The sequence below is a fragment of the Parasphingorhabdus sp. genome, assembly GCF_036964565.1.
In the GTDB taxonomy this organism is placed as follows: domain Bacteria; phylum Pseudomonadota; class Alphaproteobacteria; order Sphingomonadales; family Sphingomonadaceae; genus Parasphingorhabdus.
The window spans coordinates 1-20,498 of record NZ_JBALTN010000011.1 but is presented as its reverse complement, the minus strand read 5'-3'; the positions used below and the strand labels follow the sequence as shown (position 1 = coordinate 20,498).

19 protein-coding genes are annotated in these 20,498 nt (G+C 59.9%); 4 read left to right on the top strand and 15 right to left on the bottom strand.

What is annotated here, in order from left to right:
- Window positions 1-27: 27 nt before the first annotated feature.
- The 14 genes from phaR to pgi all read right to left on the bottom strand — a co-directional run bounded on the left by phaR (window position 28) and on the right by pgi (window position 16,884).
- On the bottom strand, window positions 28-645 hold the full coding sequence (gene phaR / locus V7650_RS14830; protein WP_335657023.1) for a polyhydroxyalkanoate synthesis repressor PhaR: 618 nt from the start codon (window positions 643-645) through the stop codon (window positions 28-30).
- Window positions 646-820: 175 nt separating this feature from the next.
- Window positions 821-1,876 (bottom strand): alanine racemase, encoded by a 1,056-nt coding sequence (gene alr, locus V7650_RS14825; protein ID WP_335657022.1) that lies wholly within the window; start codon window positions 1,874-1,876, stop codon window positions 821-823.
- A gap of 10 nt (window positions 1,877-1,886) precedes the next feature.
- Complete coding sequence (locus V7650_RS14820; protein ID WP_335657021.1) at window positions 1,887-3,533, bottom strand: MFS transporter; 1,647 nt, start codon at window positions 3,531-3,533, stop codon at window positions 1,887-1,889.
- 23 nt (window positions 3,534-3,556) lie between these two features.
- The gene (locus V7650_RS14815) at window positions 3,557-5,527 is read right to left on the bottom strand and encodes an acetyl/propionyl/methylcrotonyl-CoA carboxylase subunit alpha (RefSeq protein ID WP_335657020.1); all 1,971 of its coding nucleotides are present in this window, start codon (window positions 5,525-5,527) and stop codon (window positions 3,557-3,559) included.
- A 220-nt stretch (window positions 5,528-5,747) separates the two neighbouring features.
- Entirely contained in the window at window positions 5,748-6,836 is a 1,089-nt protein-coding gene (gene bioB / locus V7650_RS14810; RefSeq protein ID WP_335657019.1) for a biotin synthase BioB, read from the bottom strand.
- Window positions 6,833-8,980 carry a methylmalonyl-CoA mutase gene (gene scpA, locus V7650_RS14805; RefSeq protein ID WP_335657018.1) on the bottom strand — a complete coding sequence of 716 codons (2,148 nt, stop codon included), beginning with the start codon at window positions 8,978-8,980 and terminating at the stop codon, window positions 6,833-6,835. The genes bioB and scpA overlap by 4 nt, the downstream gene beginning before the upstream one ends.
- 107 nt (window positions 8,981-9,087) lie before the next feature.
- The gene (locus V7650_RS14800; protein ID WP_335657017.1) at window positions 9,088-9,870 is read right to left on the bottom strand and encodes an enoyl-CoA hydratase-related protein; all 783 of its coding nucleotides are present in this window, start codon (window positions 9,868-9,870) and stop codon (window positions 9,088-9,090) included.
- 188 nt (window positions 9,871-10,058) lie between these two features.
- A complete protein-coding gene (mce, locus tag V7650_RS14795) occupies window positions 10,059-10,493 on the bottom strand; it encodes a methylmalonyl-CoA epimerase (RefSeq protein WP_335657016.1) in 435 nt (144 codons plus the stop codon).
- A complete protein-coding gene (locus tag V7650_RS14790; RefSeq protein ID WP_335657015.1) occupies window positions 10,490-10,612 on the bottom strand; it encodes a hypothetical protein in 123 nt (40 codons plus the stop codon). The genes mce and V7650_RS14790 overlap by 4 nt, the downstream gene beginning before the upstream one ends.
- A 4-nt stretch (window positions 10,613-10,616) precedes the next feature.
- Window positions 10,617-11,561, bottom strand: coding sequence for a DUF808 domain-containing protein (locus V7650_RS14785; RefSeq protein ID WP_335657014.1), 945 nt, complete (start codon window positions 11,559-11,561; stop codon window positions 10,617-10,619).
- A 392-nt stretch (window positions 11,562-11,953) separates the two neighbouring features.
- Window positions 11,954-12,244 (bottom strand): GIY-YIG nuclease family protein, encoded by a 291-nt coding sequence (locus V7650_RS14780; RefSeq protein WP_335657013.1) that lies wholly within the window; start codon window positions 12,242-12,244, stop codon window positions 11,954-11,956.
- A 124-nt stretch (window positions 12,245-12,368) separates the two neighbouring features.
- Window positions 12,369-13,895: an acyl-CoA carboxylase subunit beta gene (locus V7650_RS14775; protein ID WP_335657012.1), complete on the bottom strand. Its 1,527-nt coding sequence runs from the start codon at window positions 13,893-13,895 to the stop codon at window positions 12,369-12,371.
- Window positions 13,896-14,018: 123 nt separating this feature from the next.
- On the bottom strand, window positions 14,019-15,368 hold the full coding sequence (gene gorA, locus V7650_RS14770) for a glutathione-disulfide reductase (protein ID WP_335657011.1): 1,350 nt from the start codon (window positions 15,366-15,368) through the stop codon (window positions 14,019-14,021).
- A 16-nt stretch (window positions 15,369-15,384) separates the two neighbouring features.
- On the bottom strand, window positions 15,385-16,884 hold the full coding sequence (gene pgi / locus V7650_RS14765) for a glucose-6-phosphate isomerase (RefSeq protein WP_335657010.1): 1,500 nt from the start codon (window positions 16,882-16,884) through the stop codon (window positions 15,385-15,387).
- Window positions 16,885-17,035: 151 nt separating this feature from the next.
- Here pgi and lepB point away from each other — a divergent pair, with 151 nt between their 5' ends.
- The 4 genes from lepB (at window position 17,036) to V7650_RS14745 (ending at window position 19,798) form a co-directional block, all read left to right on the top strand.
- A complete protein-coding gene (gene lepB, locus V7650_RS14760; RefSeq protein ID WP_335657009.1) occupies window positions 17,036-17,839 on the top strand; it encodes a signal peptidase I in 804 nt (267 codons plus the stop codon).
- On the top strand, window positions 17,794-18,504 hold the full coding sequence (gene rnc, locus V7650_RS14755) for a ribonuclease III (RefSeq protein WP_442955314.1): 711 nt from the start codon (window positions 17,794-17,796) through the stop codon (window positions 18,502-18,504). The genes lepB and rnc overlap by 46 nt, the downstream gene beginning before the upstream one ends.
- Window positions 18,501-19,394 carry a GTPase Era gene (gene era / locus V7650_RS14750; RefSeq protein WP_335657007.1) on the top strand — a complete coding sequence of 298 codons (894 nt, stop codon included), beginning with the start codon at window positions 18,501-18,503 and terminating at the stop codon, window positions 19,392-19,394. The genes rnc and era overlap by 4 nt, the downstream gene beginning before the upstream one ends.
- A 155-nt stretch (window positions 19,395-19,549) precedes the next feature.
- Window positions 19,550-19,798 (top strand): YdcH family protein, encoded by a 249-nt coding sequence (locus V7650_RS14745; RefSeq protein WP_335657006.1) that lies wholly within the window; start codon window positions 19,550-19,552, stop codon window positions 19,796-19,798.
- A gap of 268 nt (window positions 19,799-20,066) precedes the next feature.
- On the opposite strand, the gene V7650_RS14740 is transcribed toward V7650_RS14745, so the two are convergent.
- Window positions 20,067-20,498, bottom strand: a 432-nt coding sequence (locus V7650_RS14740) for a transposase (protein WP_335657005.1), incomplete at its 5' end; no start/stop codon positions are given.

The window sequence follows — 20,498 nt, the reverse complement described above, 5'->3', positions numbered from 1 at the left end:
TTCCTGCGGATTAATATGTTCCGGTAATCAGCTGTCGAGCTTGTCGATCTTGGACTGAATGTCGGCGAGCTGTTTTTTCAGCGCGATGATCTCTGCATCCTTGTCAGACAAGTTTTCATCCCCGCCATCCTGCGGATCGCTGTTGCTGTTGTTGCCGAGGCTCAAGGCCTTCTCGAACACACCCGCCAAGGGGCTAGCCTTCAGGGCATTTTCGACCGCTTCCTGAAACTGTTTCTGGTTCTTGACCGCCATCTGGCCAAGCGGGTTCTTGTTCAGCGCGCCTTCGACCGCTTCCTGGAACTGCTTCTGGTTCTTGCGGAAATTGTCCATCGACGCTTCGAGATAGGATGGCATCAGCGACTGCATGCTGTTGCCATACATCGAGATCAACTGGCGCAGAAACTTCACCGGAAGCATCTGCTTGCCGCTGCTTTCCTCATCGACAATGATCTGCGTCAGCACATTGTGGGTAATATCTTCGCCCGTTTTTGCATCGACAACGACAAAGTCCTGGTCGCTGCGGGTCATTTCGGCAAGAAAGTCGAGGGTGATGTAACTGGATGTCTGCGTATTGTAGAGACGACGATTGGCATATTTCTTTATGATGATCGGATCGCCTGGATTGGTATTCTTGGACTTGGCCATGTCAGCTCCCGACGGGTCAGATTCTCGCTACTGCGCAAGATTGTCTACCCGTGAATTATCAAAATGTTGCAGTAGCACTAAACCTATTTGTGCATTGCCGCAACTTCTGTTGTTGTGCAGCATTTTTGCGCAGCAATTTTCGTTTGTGCAGTTGCGTCAATCGGGTACTTGCCGCCTAGATCCACTGCCGTGAAACGCGACGACCGAGACCGGTGATCAGTTCATATTGCGACAGTCCGGACTGTTCGGATGCGGCCTGCAGATCATATTCGCAATCGACCCAGTCCCCTTCGTTCAAGTCCGGCGCCCGGCTCAGGTCGATCGCAATCAGGTCCATCGAGACGCGCCCGAGAACCGGCAGCTCCACCTTCTCGTGACGAAAGATCCCGCGATTGGAAAAACCCCGCAAATAGCCATCGGCGTAACCCATCGCGAGGATGGCGGCAGCATGCTTCCGGTCCGCAACATATTGCGCATTATAGCCAAGCCGGTCACCTGGCTCGAGCTGGCGAATCTGGAGGATCTCGGCCTGGGGAAAAACCACCTGGCGGATATGGGCCCCCAGTTCCTTGCGCTGGATACCGCCATATAATGCGAGCCCGGGGCGCGTGACATCGAAATGAAAGTCGCTGCCCAGTGCGATACCCGCGCTATTGGCCAAGCTGGCGCGCCGATGCGGAACAATTTCCATGGCGCTCCTGTAGACGGCCAGCTGGGCGCCGTTCTGGGGTCCGTCTTCGTCGGCGGAGGCAAGGTGGCTCATCAGCATGTCGATTGCCATTCCATCAAGCATACCCGGCTGGAGATCTTCCGGATTGATCCCGAGGCGATTCATGCCGCTGTTGATCATGATGTCACAGACTTGCCCCATCCCTCGCCAGCGTTCCAGCTGTTCGAGGCTGTTGATCACCGGCTTGGCGGGCGACTGCGAGGCAAACGGCATGTCGACAGATCGGACGCCATTGAATACGGAGACCGAAGCCTTGCCGGCGGTCAAATCCTCGATTTCCTGCGCTTCCTGCCAGTTTGCGACGAAAAAATCCTGGCAACCGGCAGCGAGCAAATGGCGCACAACACCGCGCGCGCCGAGCCCGTAGCCATTGGCCTTCACCGCAGCACCTGCCTTGGCGGTACCGGACAGGCGATTCAGGGCCTGCCAGTTTGCCACCAGCGCGGCGCTGTCCAGCTGCACTCGGGCGGTGGCCGGTATGGTTATGTGCGCATCACTCATGAAAAGAGCGTTAGGGCCTTTGTCGGTCTTCGTCGAGCGCCGCTTCGGGATCATCGGGGATGCCCCACCAGCCCACCACCAGCGCAATGAAAACGAAAATCCACGTGTACCAGAGGCCGGCATAGACGTCACCGGATCTTGCAACGATATAGCCGGCAATCAGCGGCAGGAAGCCACCGAAATAGCCAGCGCCGATGTGATAGGGTATCGACATCGAGCTGTAGCGGATCTTGGCCGGAAACATTTCCGACAGCAGCGCAGCAACCGATCCGTAATTCATAGCACTCAAGGCGCCGAGCAGAAGCAGGATACCGACGATTCCCGCCAACGCCAGAAAGGAGGGCTGACGGTCGGAAAACTGATAGCCATATTCGCTGAGCCTGGATTCCATTTCCAGTTTTCGGTCGGCCGTGCTGGCTGTCAGCGTATCTTCGACGGGCAGTTCCGTGCCCCCGACGGTGACCCGCAGGAGCTGGCTCTCCACTACATCATAAGGCACCCCGCTGGCGGTCAGCGCCTCGAGAATCTTTCCGCAATCGCTTGGCTTGCTGCCGACCAGATCGGCAAAAGGATCGGTACTGCATTGCTGACCGGCAACCTGCACCGGTGCGGTTTCGGCAGCGTCCCATAGCCCCGGATTCGCGAGATTGCCGAGCGCCCAGAAGCTGGGAAACAGCAGCAGCAGGATCAGGATATTGCCGACGATGATCGGTTTCTTCCGTCCCACCCTGTCAGACCATTTGCCGACGAACAGGTAAAAGGACATGGCGAGCAGGCCGGCGATGAACACCAGAATTTCAACGGTGAGGTCATCCACCCGCATCGGTCCGCGCAAAAAGGACAGACCGGAGAAGAATGCCGTATACCAGATGGTGGTCAGACCGCCGGTGATGCCGAACAGTGCAACGAATATCCGCTTCTTGTTGCCGGGATAGGTGAAGCTTTCGGTGAAGGGGTTGCCGGCCATTTCGCCCGCTTCCTTCATCGCCTTGAACACAGGGCTCTCGGAAAGCTTCAGGCGCATCCAGAGCGAAATCGCCAGCAGGATGATCGACAGCAGGAACGGCAGGCGCCAGCCCCATGCGGCAAAATCATCCGGCGGGATCAGGAAGCGGCAGGCCAGGACCACGGCGATGCTGAGCACGAAACCGCCGGCGACGCTGGCCTGGATGAAGCTGGTATAAAAGCCGCGCTTTTCCCGTGGTGCGTGTTCCGCAACATAGATGGCGGCGCCGCCATATTCGCCGCCCAGCGCCAGCCCCTGCAGGATGCGCAGCGAGATGACGATGATCGGTGCGGCAATACCGATGCTGGCGGCGCTCGGGATCAGGCCGACCCCCGCAGTGGCAATGCCCATCAGCGTGACCGTTACCAGAAACGTATATTTGCGACCCAGCTTGTCACCGAGATAGCCGAACAGGATGGCACCGAGCGGGCGAAAGCCAAAGCCGATGGCAAAACCGGCCCAGACCAGCAGCAATTGCAGGGTTTCGTTTCCCGAAGGGAAAAAAGCGGCGCCGATCAGGGAAGCAAGCGTGCCGTAGATGAAGAAATCATACCATTCGAAGATCGTGCCCGCCGACGAAGCGGCGATGACCAGGCGGATTTCTTTCGACGTCGGCTCTCGTTGCCCCGCCATTGCTACGTCACCGGCCATCCATTGCCCTCCCCAAAGGCTGTCTATTCCAGTTCGAGTATCACGGCATCCACCGCAAGGCTATCGCCTTGTGCCGCCTCCAGCGATTTGACCACGCCATTCTTCTCGGCGCGCAGGATATTCTCCATCTTCATCGCTTCGACAACGGCCAGCGGCTGGCCCTCGACCACGGCATCGCCTTCTGCAACATGCAGCGCGACCAGCAGGCCGGGCATCGGGCAAAGCAGAAACTTGGACAGATCGGGCGGGATTTTCTCGATCATGTGGACCGCATGCTGCGCGACATGGGCGGGCAGGATGCGCGCCTTGTGGGTGGCACCGTGGCTGTTGAGCGCGAAGCCGTTGGCGGTCTTGGCAATCTTGACCGAAAGCGGCTTGCCGGCGACTTCGGCAAGGATCAGGCTGTCGCCCGGCGTATATTCGGTCGACAGGTCGACTTCCTGACCGTCGACGGTGATTTCCTCTTCGGAGATCGACACGTCGATGATGGTGTCGCCGATCTTGACCTGCCATTCCGATGGCGGGTCGAGGCGCTTGCCGAGCTGGTTGTCGACGCGGCGGGCGCGGTCGGCGTGGGCGGTCGCGGCAAAGGCACCGATCGCGGCAAGATTGCGCAGCAGTTCATCGGACGCGGGCGCGCCCTGAAAACCGTCGGGATATTCCTCGGCGATGAAATTGGTCGTGATATTGCCTTCGCGGAACCGCTCGTGCTGCATCAGCGCGGAGAGGAAATCGATGTTGTGGCCGGGTCCCTTGATCTCGAACCGGTTGAGCGCGTCGATCTGGCGGTCGATCGCCTCGATCCGGGTCTCGCCATAGGTGATCAGCTTCGCAATCATGGGATCGTAGAAGATCGAGACCTCGCCGCCCTCGGCGACGCCGTCGTCCACGCGGATGCCCTCTTCCGCTTCCGGTGGACGATATTTGACCAGCCGACCGGTCGACGGCAGGAAGCCGCGATAGGGATCCTCGGCATAGACGCGGTTCTCGACCGCCCAGCCGGTCAGCGTGACCGCGTCCTGGGTCAGGGGCAGTTTCTCGCCATAGGCGACGCGGATCATCTGTTCGACCAGATCGAGACCGGTGATATATTCAGTCACAGGATGCTCGACCTGCAGCCGGGTGTTCATTTCGAGAAAATAGAAGCTCTTGTCCGCGCCGACGATCAGTTCGACCGTACCCGCGCTGTAATAGCCCACGGCCTGCGACAACGCGACGGCCTGTTCGCCCATCTTCTTGCGCATTTCGGGATCGACGAAGGGCGACGGCGCTTCCTCGACGACCTTCTGGTGGCGACGCTGAATCGAACATTCGCGCTCGCCCAGGTAAATCACATTGCCATGCTTGTCGCCGAGTATCTGGATCTCGATATGGCGCGGCTGCTCGATGAATTTCTCGATGAACACGCGGTCGTCGCCGAAGCTGGCGAGGCCCTCGCGCTTGGTTGCCTCGAAGCCTTCACGGACGTCCTTCTCGTTCCAGGCGAGGCGCATGCCCTTGCCGCCGCCGCCGGCGCTGGCCTTCATCATCACCGGATAGCCGATTTCGGAAGCGATGCGCACGGCATGTTCGGTGTCGTCAATCTCACCGATATGGCCCGGTACGACGCTAACGCCGGCTTTCTCGGCCAGTTTCTTGGACTCGATCTTGTCGCCCATGGCGGCGATGGCGTTGATCGGGGGGCCGATGAAGGCGATGCCATTGTCGTCCAGTTCCTGGGCAAATCTGGTCCGCTCGGACAGGAAGCCATAGCCCGGATGCACGGCTTCCGCGCCGGTGTCCTTGCACGCCTGGATGATCTTCTCGGCGACCAGATAGGATTCGCCGGCGGGCGACGGCCCGATATGCACGGCCTCGTCCGCCATCTTGACATGCGGGCTGCGCGCGTCGGCGTCGGAATAGACGGCAACCGTCTTGATCCCCATTTTCTGGGCGGTACGGATGACCCGGCAGGCGATTTCGCCGCGGTTTGCGATCAGGATTTTTTTAAACACTTTTATTCGTCACCTTTTTGAGATCGGTAAATGTAAAACACGAGTATCGCAATTGCGAACGCTGGAGCTCCAAAAAATAAAATTCGTCTTGTAGTTTCCGCCATACAATCATTTTGATCCACGCCAGGACAATCCCCCATCGCTGCCATTGCCATCGCATAGAGAACAAATGGTAACATTGTGACGCCCAATAAGAAGCAGCCCAACGCGGGGTTTGATTTCACTCAGCAGCCTCCAGCACATCATCCCTCGGCTCTGCTGCCATCGGCACCAGACCCAGTTTCTTGAACATCGCTTCGTCCGCGTCGTCACCGGCATTGCCGGTGGTCAGCAGCTTGTCACCGGTGAATATGCTGTTGGCACCCGCGAGAAAGCACAGGGCCTGCGTGCTCTCCGACATGCTTTCGCGGCCGGCGGACAGGCGGACCATCGAGGCCGGCATGGTGATCCGGGCTACAGCGATGGTACGGACAAATCCGATATCGTCGATCTTCGCCAGCGGCGTGTCGGCGAGCATATCGCCGAGCACGGTGCCCTTGACCGGAACCAGCGCATTCACCGGCACGCTCTCCGGATGCCTTGGCAGGGTCGCCAGCGCGTGGACAAAACCGACGCGGTCCTCGCGCGTCTCGCCCATGCCGACGATGCCGCCGGAACAGACGTTGATGCCGCTGTTGCGAACATTTTCGAGCGTCTCGAGCCGGTCGCCGAAGGTGCGGGTGGTGATCACCTTCTCATAATGCTCGGGCGAGGTGTCGATATTGTGGTTATAATAGTCGAGACCCGCTTCGGCGAGCATCTTCGACTGTTCCTTGGTCAGCATACCCAAGGTCATGCAGGTTTCCATGCCCATCTGGCGGACGCCCTGCACCATCTCGATGATCGCCGGCATGTCGCGATCCTTGGGATTGCGCCAGGCAGCACCCATGCAGAAGCGCGATGACCCGCGGTCCTTGGCCTGCGCTGCCGATTGCAGCACGGTGCGGACATCGAGCAGTTTCTCCGCCTTCAGCCCGGATTTTGCGCCCGCCGACTGGTTGCAATAGCCGCAGTCTTCCGGGCAGCCGCCGGTCTTGATCGACAGCAGAGTCGAAAGCTGCACATGTCCCGGCTTGTGATTGGCGCGGTGGATGGTGGCCGCCTGGAAGACGAGGTCGTCGAACGGCAGGTCGAACAATGCCGCAATCTCCTCGCGGGTCCAGTCGTTGCGGACCGCGTTCCCTGCCGCAGGGCAGGGTCCGGAATGGTCCTGAGCAATCGTCTGGGTCCCGGCCTGCGCCGGGGTACTGAAATTTTCGTCTAGACTCATTCTGCAGCTTCCTCTTCGGGGGGCATGTTGTGCCCCAGCAGTCTCAATATGTCGGCGGCACATTCCACAATATTGCTGCCCGGTCCATAGATTCCGACGACGCCGCTGTTGCGCAGAAATTCATAGTCCTTGGCAGGGATAACGCCGCCGGCGAAAACCTTGATATCGCTGCGCCCGGATTCCTTCAGCAGATTGATCAATTCGGGGATCAAGGTCTTGTGGCCCGCCGCCAAGCTGGAGGCTCCGACCGCATCCACCCCTTCCGACAGGGCTAGCTCGGCAGTTTCCTTCGGAGTCTGGAACAGGGGCCCGGAGATCACATCGAAGCCCATGTCGGTGAAGGCGCTGGACACGACATTGGCACCGCGATCATGGCCGTCCTGGCCCATTTTCGCGACCAGGATCTTCGGCTTGCGACCGAGCCGCTGCGATACCGAATCGACGCCTTCGATGACCATCGCGTAGCGGGCATTGCCTTCATAGGCCTTGCCGTAAATGCCCTTGACCGGGGTCGGGCGGGTTTCGTAGCGGCCGAAGACCGCTTCCATCGCGTCGGAAATTTCACCGAGCGACGCACGCTGGCGGGCCGCATCCACGGCGAGCGCGAGCACATTGCCATTGCCCCTGGCGCCATCGGTCAGGGCTTGCAGTGCCTTCTGGCAGGCGGCCTCGTCGCGGTTGGCGCGCATTTTCTCGAGCCGGGCGATCTGGCCCTGGCGGACCTTGGCATTGTCGATGTCGAGCGTTTCCATGGGATCTTCGGCTTCGCGGCGGTATTTGTTGACCCCGACGATCACGGCATCGCCCTTGTCGACCGCGGCCTGGCGGCCGGCAGCCGCTTCCTCGATCATCGCCTTCGGCCAGCCATCGGCGACCGCTTTCGCCATGCCACCCTCGGCATCGACCTTTTCGATGATCTCCCAGGCTCTTTCGACCAGTTCGTCGGTCAGCGCCTCGACATAATAGCTGCCCCCCAGCGGATCGACGACCTTGGTAATCCCGGCTTCTTCCTGCAGGACGATCTGGGTGTTGCGGGCAATGCGCGCGGAAAAATCGGTGGGCAGCGCGATCGCCTCGTCGAGCGCGTTGGTGTGGAGCGACTGGGTACCGCCGAGGGTCGCCGCCATGGCTTCAACCGTGGTGCGGATCACGTTGTTGTAGGGGTCCTGCTCGGTCAGCGAGACGCCGGAGGTCTGGCAATGGGTGCGCAGGGTTTTGGAGCGTTCGGACTGGGCGCCGAGGTCGGTCATGACAAGGTGCCAAAGTTTGCGCGCAGCGCGCAGTTTGGCAACTTCCATGAAGAAGTTCATACCAATTCCGAAGAAGAAGCTCAAACGCCCTGCAAAAGCGTCAATATCAAGCCCAGTTGCCATGGCTTCCCGGGCATATTCCCGGCCATCGGCAATGGTGAAGGCCAGTTCCTGCACGGCCGTCGCTCCGGCCTCGTGCATATGATAGCCGCTGATCGAGATGCTGTTGAATCTCGGCATGTTTTCAGAGGTATAGCCAATGATGTCGGAGATGATCCGCATGCTCGGCGCGGGCGGATAGATATAGGTGTTGCGGACCATGAACTCCTTCAGGATATCGTTCTGGATGGTCCCTGAAAGTTGTGCCTGCGACACGCCCTGCTCTTCCGCCGCGATGATGTAGAAGGCGAGGCACGGAATCACCGCGCCGTTCATCGTCATCGACACCGACATTTCGTCGAGCGGGATCTGGTCGAACAGGATCTTCATGTCCTCGACGCTGTCGATCGCCACGCCGGCCTTGCCGACATCGCCGACCACGCGCGGATGATCGCTGTCATAGCCGCGGTGGGTGGCAAGGTCGAAGGCCACCGACAGGCCCTTCTGCCCCGCCGCCAGATTGCGCCGGTAAAAGGCATTGGATTCCTCGGCCGTCGAGAAGCCCGCATATTGCCGGATCGTCCACGGCCGTCCGGCATACATGCTGGCCTTGACGCCGCGGGTGAAGGGGCCGAAGCCGGGCAGTCCCGGATCGATGCCTTTTTCGCTGACATCTTCCGCCGTATAGAGCGGCTTGACATCAATGCCTTCCGGGGTGTGCCAGGTCAGGTCACGGCCCTTGACTTCCTTGTCAGCCAGTTCCTGCCAGTCCTTGATCGTCGGTTTGTCGGTCATATCTGCCCTGCTTATAATGTTTGGCTCTCATAGCTATCAATGGCGAGCCTGTCGAACCCCACCCATTGATAGGGGGCGGTCGGCAAGAAGCCCCGCAATGACGGCGATCATTCGCCCTTGAATTCGGCCTTGCGCTTCTGGAGGAAGGACATGGCCCCTTCCCTCGCGTCCTTGCTGTTGCCGGCGATCCGCTGCCCTTCGGCTTCGGTGAGCAAGGCAGCCGCGTAATCGCTTTCCAGCGCCTTCGCCAGATTCTGGCGCATCACGCCGAGAGCCACGGTTGGACCGGCGGCCAGGCGCTTTGCCAAAGCCTGCGCTTCCGGCATCAGCGCGTCATCCTCGACGCATTTGTAGACCAGGCCCCAATCGGCGGCCTTTTCGCCGGGAATCTTTTCACCGAGCATCATCATTTCCGTGGCGCGGGCCTTGCCGACCAGGCGGGTCAGCATCCAGGAGGCGCCGCCGTCGGGAACCAGACCGATATTGACGAATGCCTGGAGAAAATAGGAGGATTTTGCGGCAATGGCGAAATCGCTGGCCAGCGCGATCGAGCAGCCAACGCCGGCGGCCGGGCCATTGACGGCGGTGATCGTCGGGATATCGAGCCGGGCGAGCTTCAGCATCAGCGGATTATAATGCTGGTTGAGCGCGGCATAGGAGGCTTCGCCCCCCTTCACAGCGCTGTCATTCTTCGACTGAAGGTCGGCACCGGCGCAAAAGGCGCGGCCCTCGCCGGTGATGATCACGGCCCGGGCATCCTCGAGCAGGTCGAGTGCGGTGTAGATGTCGTCGGCCATGGCCAGCGAACAGGCATTCAGCCTTTCCGGCACGTTGAGGGTGATGGTGGCGACCTGGTCGGTTATGTCGAGCTTGATGTTTTCGAAGTTCATTTTTGATCCTTTGCTTCCTTCTCCCTTGAGGGAGAAGGTTGTGAAAACTTGGCAGCTTGCTGCCTAGTTGTAGCTGGATGAGGGTGTGCTCCCTATCGAGTGCAGAGCACCCTCGTCCAACTTCGGCTAGCTTCCTTCGTCAGCAAGCCTGCGTATCCTTCTCCCTCAAGGGAGAAGGTTTGATGCTCCTAATGCCCCTGGGGCGTTTCCATGATTTCGGTCAGCATCCCGCCCATATCCTTGGGATGCACAAAAAAGATAAGCGTGCCGTGTGCGCCGATGCGGGGGTCTCCGAGGACGCGCTTGCCCATCGCTTCGAATTCCGCCTTGGCCGCGTGGATGTCCGGTACCTCGAAGCAGATATGATGCTGGCCGCCCAGCGGGTTCTTGGTCAGAAAGCCGTAAATCGGGCTCTCCTCGCCCAAGGGTTCGATCAGTTCGATCTGTGTGCCATTGGTCGGCCCTTCTGCCGGTGTATCGACGAAACAGACCTTCACGCCCTGTTCCGGCAGGTCGAAGGGTTCACAGATTGACGTGGCGCCCATCACGTCGCGCCAGTGGGCGATGGCGTCGGTGATCGAGGGCGTGACCACGCCGATATGGTTCATTCTGCCGAGTTTCATTCCATTTCTCCGTTGCCGTCATTGGGAGCGCAGCGCTGCAATCCGGGGCGTCGCTTGCCGCCCTGGATGGCTTCGTCGCTGTCGCTCCTCGCAATGACGAAATGACCATTCATAACCATTTTTTCAGTGCCCCTCGCCATGGGGAATGAACCGGTGTACCAGTGGCGCGATTGCGGCACCGACGAGGGTCCCGAGAAGACCCGAAAGGACGGCAAAGGCAATCCCGCCGACAATCACACTCGCCGATGCCGGAAACAGCCCGACCAGCGGATGCGAGATGATGTCGATCAGATGCTCCGGCCCGTGCCAGCCGATCGCCGCGATATTGTGCACCAGCAGGCCGCCGCCGACCCAGGCCATGGCGAGCGTGCCGATGATCGAAATACCGGTGAGCAGTTTCGGCATGAAGCGCACCAGGCCGCGACCGAAGGATGCGATCGCGCCCTCATTCTCTTTCGCCAGATGGAGCCCGATATCGTCCATCTTGACGATCAGCGCCACCGCGCCATAGACGACCACGGTGATCACGATCCCGATCAGCGCAAGAATGATCCCCTGCTGCCACCAGACCTGATCGGTGACTTCCGACAGGGCGATGGCCATGATCTCCGCCGACAGGATCAGGTCGGTGCGGATCGCGCCGGAAACCATGTCGTCTTCGCGGCCAGGGCCCCCGACGATCGCCGGCTGTTCGTGCTTGGTCGTCTCGTCGACCCGGAGCCATTCGAGGATCTTTTCCGCCGCCTCGTAACAGAGAAACAATCCGCCCATGACCAGGATGAACGGGATCAGGAACGGCGCGAACTGTCCCAGCAGCACCGCCGCCGGCAGCAGGAAAACCAGCTTGTTCTTGAACGACCCCTTGGCGATTTTCCAGATCATCGGCAGTTCGCGGGCCGGCGAGAAGCCGGTCACATATTGCGGCGTCACCGCGGCATCATCGATCACCACGCCGGCAGACTTTGTGCCGGCACGGGCGGCTGCGACACCGATATCGTCAACCGATGCGGCGGCGACCTTGGCGATCGCGGCGACGTCGTCGAGAAGAGCTACTAGACCGGTTGGCATGAGTGGCCTCCGTCATTGCGAGGAGCGAATGCGACGAAGCAATCCAGGGCGTCGCTCGCGGCTCTGGATTGCTTCGCTACGCTCGCAATGACGCCGGTAGCTGTGAAATCGTGGAGGATGGCTGTCAGTCCCGCTGGCAAAAATGCCCTGTCATTGCCAGGAGCCAAAGGCGACGCGGCAATCCAGTGCGTGCTGCCACCATCGACGGCGCTTGCCGCTATGGATTGCTTCGTCGCTGCGCTCCTCGCAATGACGCTACCGGCCCGGACGTGCTCGGAAAGGAATAGTGAACTTGTCGGCATCAGTTAGCCGTCATTGCGAGCGGAGCGAAGCAATCCAGGGCCGCGCGTGCTGCTTTCGAATGATTCGACGCCGTATGCCCAGCAATCAGGTCATTTGGTGATATCATCAAACAAGTCCTTCCATTGCGGGTTAGCCGGTTCGATCAGCGCGATTTTCTTTTTGCGCGATCCACCCTTGATCTGCTTCTCTCGCAAGATTGCCGCTTCCATATTGTCGTGCATTTCAAACCAGACCAGCATCTTGCAGCCGTAGCGTTTTGTAAAGCCCTCGGCGAAGCCCTCGCGATGCTGCCAGACCCGCTGCGGGAGGTTGGAGGTTACACCGGTGTAGATCGCTCCGTTGCGTTTGTTTGCCATCATGTAGACCGCGGGTTGTTTCATTGTTGATCATTGCACCCCGTCATTGCGAGCGCAGCGAAGCAATCCAGAGCCGCGAGCGACGCCCTGGATTGCTTCGTCGCTTCGCTCCTCGCAATGACGGGTAACAGTCTTTAACTGCAAATTATCACAACGGAATATTGTCATGCTTCTTCCACGGATTCTCCAGCTGCTTGTTGCGCAGCTTTCTTAAACCAAGCGCCACCCGGCGGCGGGTGGAATGGGGCATGATGACCTCGTCGATAAAGCCTTTTTGCGCCGCGATGAAGGGGTTGGCGAAGCGGGCTTCATATTGGGCGGTGCGTTCGGCGATTTCGTCGGCTGTCCGGCCGCGGAAGATGATTTCGACCGCGCCCTTGGCGCCCATTACGGCGATTTCTGCGGTCGGCCAGGCATAGTTGAGATCGCCGCGCAGATGCTTGGAGGCCATCACGTCATAGGCGCCGCCATAGGCCTTGCGGGTGATGATGGTGATTTTGGGCACCGTCGCTTCGGCATAAGCGAAGAGCAATTTCGCGCCATGCTTGATGATGCCATTATGTTCCTGGCTGGTGCCGGGCAGGAAGCCGGGCACGTCGACCAGTGTGACGATCGGAATATTGAACGCATCGCAATAGCGCACGAACCGCGCCGCCTTCTTGGAGGCGTTGATATCGAGGCAGCCGGCGAGCACCATCGGCTGGTTGGCGACGACGCCGACGGTGGAGCCTTCCATCCGGCCGAAACCGCAGATGATATTGCCGGCATGGGCGGGCTGGACCTCGAAAAAGTCGCCCTCGTCGAGCATCTTGCGGATCACTTCGTGCATGTCATAGGGCTGGTTGGCATTGGCCGGGATCAGGGTATCGAGGCTTTCCTCGAGCCGGTCCCACGGATCGGCGGTCGGGCGTTCGGGCACTTCTTCCCGGTTCGACAGCGGCATGAAGTCGATGAAGTCGCGCGCCGCGAGCAAGGCCTCAATGTCATTTTCATAGGCGAGGTCGGCGACGCTGGTCTTTGTCGTGTGGGTGATGGCACCACCCAGTTCCTCCTGGGTGACGATCTCGTTGGTCACGGTCTTGACCACATCGGGGCCAGTGACGAACATATAGCTGCTGTCCTTCACCATGAAGATGAAGTCGGTCATCGCCGGCGAATAGACCGCACCGCCGGCGCAGGGGCCCATGATCAGGCTGAGCTGGGGGATGACACCGCTGGCGAGAACATTTTTCTGGAACACGTCGGCATAGCCGCCGAGCGAGGCGACGCCTTCCTGGATGCGGGCGCCGCCGCTGTCGTTGATGCCGATGACCGGCGCGCCGACCTTCATCGCATTGTCGAGCACCTTGCAGATTTTCTCGGCATGGCGTTCGGACAGCGAGCCGCCGAAGACGGTGAAATCCTGCGAGAAGACATAGACCAGACGGCCGTTGATCGTGCCGGAACCGGTGACGACGCCGTCGCCGGGAATATGCTGTTCGTCCATGCCGAAATCGACGCAATTATGTTCGACATACATGTCGATTTCCTCGAACGAATCCTCGTCGAGCAGGATATCGAGCCGCTCGCGCGCGGTCAGCTTGCCCTTGGCATGCTGGCTGTCGATCCGTTTTTGTCCGCCGCCGAGCATGGCTTCGGCGCGCTTGGCTTCCAGTTGTGCAATAATATCTGACATCGGTCCCCCAGGGTGAATCACGTTTCGTGATATGCCCTAGTCAAAGAATGGCCAGAAAGGCAATCGTCAATAGAGATTAATTGAACGATTAAATTTCAATTGCAACCAACGGGTGCCGTAGCGTCACTTCAGCAGCACAAGTTCCTCGGCCATGCTGGGGTGCAGCGCGACGGTATCGTCGAACGCCTGCTTGGTCAGCCCGGCCTTTACCGCCACCGCTGCCGCCTGCAATATTTCCGGGGCATCGGGTCCGATCATGTGCAGCCCGAGGATCTTTTCGGACGGATGCTCGACGATCATCTTGTAGAGGCTGCGCTCCGCCCGGTCGGCGAAGACGTTGCGCATGGCGCGGAAATCGGACGAGTAGATCTTGATATTGCCGTATTTCTCGCGCGCCTGGCCTTCGGTCAGGCCGACCGAGGCAATCGGCGGCTGGGAAAAGACCGCCGACGGAATGCAACTATAATCAACCGTGCGGGGATTGTTGTTGAAGACGGTTTCGGCAAAGGCCTGGCCTTCGCGGATCGCGACCGGGGTCAGCTGCACGCGGTCGGTGACGTCGCCGACGGCGTAGATATTCTCGACATTGGTCTGGCTATATTCGTTGACCTTGATCGCGCCCGTCTCGCTGAGCTCGACCCCTGCCTTGTCCAGACCAAGGCCGTCAATCTTGGGCCGGCGTCCGGTTGCTGCCAGAACGACATCGGCCCGCACCGGCGCGCTCTTGCCATCCATATAGACGTCCAGCGCACCATCCTCCCGCTTCTCGATCCTGTCAAAGGCGCAGTTGAACTTGTAGCTGATGCCCTTGGCGAGGGAGATCTGGATCAGCCGGTCGCGGACACTCTCGTCATAGCCGCGCAGGATGATGTCGGACCGGTTGACGACGGTGACGTCGCAGCCCAGCCCGTTGAAGATACCGGCAAATTCGTTGGCGATATAGCCGCCACCGGAAATGATCATCGATTCGGGCAGTTTCTCGAGATGGAACATCTCGTTCGACGTCGACATATGCTCGCTGCCCGGGAATTCGGCGACCAGCGGCCAGGCACCGACCGCGATCAGAATATGCTTGGCGGTGACGGTCTTGCCGCCAGCCAGCCTGATCTCGTGCGGTCCGGTCAGTTCCGCCCGTTCCAAAATAATCTCGACGCCGTGATTCTTCAGCGTGTCGGTATAGGCGTTGTTCAGCCGGTCGACGTCTTTCAGGACATGGTCGCGGAGCGTCGGCCAGTCGAATTTCGCATTGTCCCAGGTCCAGCCGAAATTCTTGCCGTCTTCCAGTTCTTCGGAAAAATGCGAGCCGTAGACCAGCAGCTTCTTGGGCACGCAGCCTCTGATGACGCAGGTTCCGCCGACCCGATATTCCTCGGCAACCGCGACCTTTGCACCGAAGGATGCCGAAACCCGCGCTGCCCGCGTCCCGCCGGAGCCTGCGCCGATAACAAACAGGTCATAATCATATTCCGCCATTTATAATTCCTTGTTGTCAGACATCGAAGGCCCGCTTTTTGAGTTCTTCGGTCGACGCATCCAAACGGTTGCCGTCGTCAGCCGAAAGGCTATTGGCCATGTGCTTGCCCAGCTCGACGCCAAATTGATCGAACGGATTGATATTCAACAACGCCGCGTTGACGAAGGTGCGATGCTCGTAAAAGGCGAGCAGCGACCCCAGCGACCGGGCGTCGAGCGTCTCCACTAATATGGTGACCGAGGGTCTGTCACCCGGATAGTTTCGATGACTGTCATCGGATTTCTTGCCCGCCATCAGCGCCGCGCCCTGCGCGAAGCAATTGAGCAGCAGACCATTGTGATGCGCCGGGTCCAGGGAATCGCCCGGTTCGACGACGGCGAGAAATTCGACCGGCACCAGATGGCTGCCCTGGTGCAGCAGCTGGAACACCGCGTGCTGGGCGTCGGTGCCGACGCCGCCCCAGACGATCGGGCTGGAATGGAGAGCCAGCGGCTCGCCGTCGAGGGTCGCCGATTTGCCGTTGCTCTCCATCTCCAGTTGCTGGAGATAGTCGGGCAGCAGGCCTAGCCGTTCGTCATAGGCAAAGACGGCGCGGGTTTCGCAGCCGCGGACCTGTGCATAATATTGATCGGCAAAGGCGGCCAGCACCGGGATGTTGCCGGCCCACGGCGTGGTTTCGAAATGCGAGTCCATGGCCGCTGCCCCGGCCAGCAGATCCTCGAAAATTTCCGCTCCCAGCGCCAGGGCGACGCTGAAGCCGATCGAGGACCAGATCGAGTAGCGACCGCCGACCGTGTCCGAAAAGGGCAATATCCGGGTCTCGTCGATGCCGAAGGAAACCGCCTGCTCGGGATCGGCGGTCAGCGCCACAACCTGTCCGAGCGGGTCGTCGACCCCCTGCTCTCCCATCCAGTCGAGCACCGACCGGGCGTTGAGCAATGTTTCGGCGGTGGTGAACGTCTTCGAGGCGACGACGAGCAGGGTCCTGTGTGCATCAAACCGCTCCAGCACGGGTTCCAGCGCGCTGCCGTCGATGTTGGAGACGATGGCGAGCTCATATTTCTCGTCGCCGAGCCGCAGCGCCTGGTACAGCATCTTCGGGCCGAGCGCCGAGCCGCCGATGCCGAGATGGATGATCTGGCTGATCTCTCCCAGCGCGCCGGCATCGATCGCGCCGATCAGGCTGTTCATCCGCTGGTGCAGCGCCCGGGCGTTTTCGACGCTGGCCGGATTGCCGGTGCCGCGCTCTGCGCAATGTTCGGCGGCCCGGCCCTCGGTGATATTCACCGGCTCCCCGGCAAGCAGCGCCGCGCGCTTGTCGGCCAGGGCCAGGTCGTCGGCCAGCGCTGCGAATGCCGCCAGCACCGGCTCGTCGAGATGGGTTTTCGAAAAGTCGAAATAGAGACCGTCGAAGTCCAGGCCAAGCCTGCTCGCGCGATCGCCGTCGGCTTCGAACAACCGGTTCAGCGGGATCCGGGGTAGCGCGGTGAGCGCCTGCCAACTGCCTGAGGTCATGCTATCATCCGATCTGTCCGTGCTGCGTTATGCGTCCTGCCTGCCGGTCATGCCCTATCCGCCGGGCAGACGCGCCTCAAGTTGAAAATCATGACGACCGCGACATTGCAAGAATTCTTGACCTCGCTGCCATTGTCGGCGAAGGGGCGCCATGGCGCGACACAAAGCAGAACGATCGGAAACCCGCGACTTTGTCGCATTCCTGGTGAAACTGGCTTTGTTCGTGCTGATATTGCGCAGTTTCATCGTGTCGCCGTTCAACATTCCCTCGGAATCGATGCAGCCACGGCTGGTGGTCGGCGACTATCTGCTGGTCGCGAAATGGCCGTACGGCTTCTCCCAGTACAGCCTGCCGTTCAGCGCGCCGCTGATCCCCGGGCGGATCTTGCCCCACGCGCCGACGCCCGGCGATGTGGTTGTGTTCAAGGCGCCCCCCAATGCCCGCGATGACTATATCAAGCGGGTGATCGCCTTGTCCGGTGATATCGTGCAGGTCACCGATGGCGTCGTTTCCATCAACGGGACCGAGGTTGCACGCGAGAGAATCGAGGATTTCGAGCTGCGCGTCACTCCCAACAGCCCCTGCTATCGCCCCGAGTTTGAATCGCCGGGCGAAAATGGTACAAGGGTCTGTCGCTATCCCCAGTTCCGGGAAACCCTGCCCAATGGTGTCAGCTACCGAATTCTGGACATTTACGAAAATTCGGAAGGCGACAACACGCAGGCCTTTGTGGTCCCGGACGGTCACATGTTCCTGATGGGCGACAATCGCGACCGCAGCGCTGACAGCAGGTTCCCCGCAGAAGAGGGACAAGCGATCGGCATGGTGCCGCAGGAGAATCTGGTCGGCAAAGCACTGGTTTCGGTTTTCTCTACCGATGGCTCTGCCGAATGGATCAAGCCCTGGACATGGTTCAGCGCGGCTCGCCCCGACCGCATCGGGAAGAGATTTTGAGCAGGACGGACTTTCTCGACTGGATTGCCGCGATAACGGATGCACAACCGTTGAACGCCAATCTCTACAAGAGAGCGGCAACGCACGGCAGTCACGGCGATGAAGACTATCAGCGGCTTGAATTTCTGGGCGATCGCGTGCTTGGACTGGTGATCGCCGATCATCTCTACCACGAATTCCCCCTGGAGCCGGAGGGACAATTGTCGCAACGGCTAAACGGCCTGGTATCGGGTCCGGTCTGCGGCGATGTTGCCAGGCAAATCGGGGTTGGGGACCATATTCTGCTCGGCAAGCAGGCCCGCGATGATGGCGCCCGGCACAGCATCAAGGTGCTCGGCGATGTCATGGAATCGCTGATCGGCGCGGTCTATCTTGATCATGGCATGGAGGCGGCCCGCGCTTTCATATTGAAACACTGGGACGACCGGATTTCGGCGGCCGTGAAAGACGTCAGGCATCCCAAGTCTGCCCTGCAGGAATGGGCGGCGGCCAACAACCGCAGGGTTCCGACCTATGAACTGATCGACAAGAGCGGACCGCACCACGATCTGAAATTCACCGTCCGGGTGACGGTGACCAATATAGGGTCGGTGGAAGCGACCGCTTCCGCCATTCAGGCAGCCGAAACCGGGGCTGCGAAGAAATTTCTGGAAAAATTCACATGAACCAAAAATGTGGCGTCATCGCTCTCATCGGCGCGCCCAATGCCGGCAAGTCGACCCTGATCAATGCCCTGGTCGGACAGAAGGTCGCGATTACCAGTTCCAAGCCGCAAACCACGCGCACCCGGCTGCTGGGGATCGCCATCGAGGACGATACCCAGCTTCTGCTGGTCGACACGCCCGGAATTTTCGAGCCGCACCGCCGTCTTGACCGCGCCATGGTCTCTGCCGCCTGGGAAGGCGCCGAAGATGCCGATATCATCGTGATGCTGGTCGATGCCCGCGCCGGACTGGGAACCAAGGTTACATCGATCGTCGAACGCATAAAACACCGTTCGGAAAAGACCATATTGGTGATGAACAAGGTCGACATCGCCGCAAAAGAGAAAATGCTCGGCCATGTCGTCAAGCTCCACGAACTTGCCGATTTCGACGAGACATTTTTTGTCAGCGCAAAGACCGGTGACGGTCTGGAAGAGCTGAAAGCATATCTGACCAATGCCATGCCGGAGGGACCGTGGCATTTCCCCGCGGATCAGGTCTCGGATGCCAGCGAACGCATACTCGCCGCCGAAATTACCCGGGAACAGGTGTTTCGGCAACTGCATGCCGAGCTGCCTTACGCCACGGCCGTCGCGATGGAACAATATAAGGAGCGGCCCGACGGGTCGATCGAGATCCACCAGCAGATCCTGGTCGAGAAGGCCAGCCAGAAGGCGATCATTCTCGGCAAGGGCGGACACCAGATCAAGGAAATCGGCGCCAAGGCGCGGGCCGAGCTGTCCGGCATATTGGGCAAGCCGGTCCATCTCTATCTGCACGTCAAGGTCAGCGCCAACTGGGACGAGGACCGCAGCCTCTATCAGGACATGGGTCTCGACTGGGTCAAATAGCTGGGTCCGGCTGGTTGTGACCGCCCCGGCCAGCAGCAGCCTAGGTAGTTTCCCGGATAGCCGCGCGCGGTGCCGACGCATATCCCGATCCTGAAATCCGGCCGGTTGAACATCGTCAGTCCGGACCGGGACAATCCATCCTTGAAGGAACCAAGATGAGCCATGTAGCCCACGATCTCCACGCCGAATTTCCGAACGATGGCGACATTTTGCATGATCTGAAAATGTCGGACGGGCATTTCCGGACCGTTGCTGATCGATATCATGACATCAACAAGGAAATTCACCGGATTGAAGCCGAGGTGGAAGCAGCCTCTGACGAACGCAGCGAGGAATTGAAGAAGCAGCGCCTGCTGATTCTGGATGAAGTGGCGGCGATGATCGCCCAAGCGAAGACGGCCTGAGTCAAAAGCGCGAAAGATAGGACCAGAGAAAAATCCTTCCCGCTTGCGCGGAGGTGACAGTCCGCAGGGCTGACGGAGGGGCTTCTGGGCCAGGAGCTCGGCTTAGACGCAGGCCCCTCCACCACGATTTGCGCGGCCCCCCTCCCCGCAAGCGGGGAGGAATTTTTGGCAGAATTCTAAAAAGGCAGCGGACTGTGTTCTTCTTCTCCCGTGAGGGAGAAGGAAACAGAGCCTTATGAGCGGAGCGAATTATACCAACCTGCAATGATCATGACCCACGGGCCCATTCGCGGCGGCCGATGGTCATAATGCGCCAAGGCTGATCGACGAGCTTGTTCCACGCCTCGCAGCAGTGGTCGAGAATATTGTCGTGGGAGGTGAACACCCTGTTGGACAGCCAGTTGTCGCGCATGAACTGCCAGATATTTTCGACCGGGTTGAGTTCAGGGCATTTGGCCGGGAGCGCGATGATGCTGATGTTGCCGGGCACATCCAGTTTGTCGGTCATATGCCAACCGGCCTGATCCATCAGTACGACAGCGTGAGCGTCGGGGGCGATGGCGAGCGCTATTTCGGCCAAATGGAGCGTCATGGTTTCGGTATTACAGAAGGGCAGAACCAGGCCCGCGCCCTTGCCGTGCTCGGGGCAGATCGCGCCGAAGATATAGGCCGATTTCGTCCGCTGGTCTTTGGGTGCCGA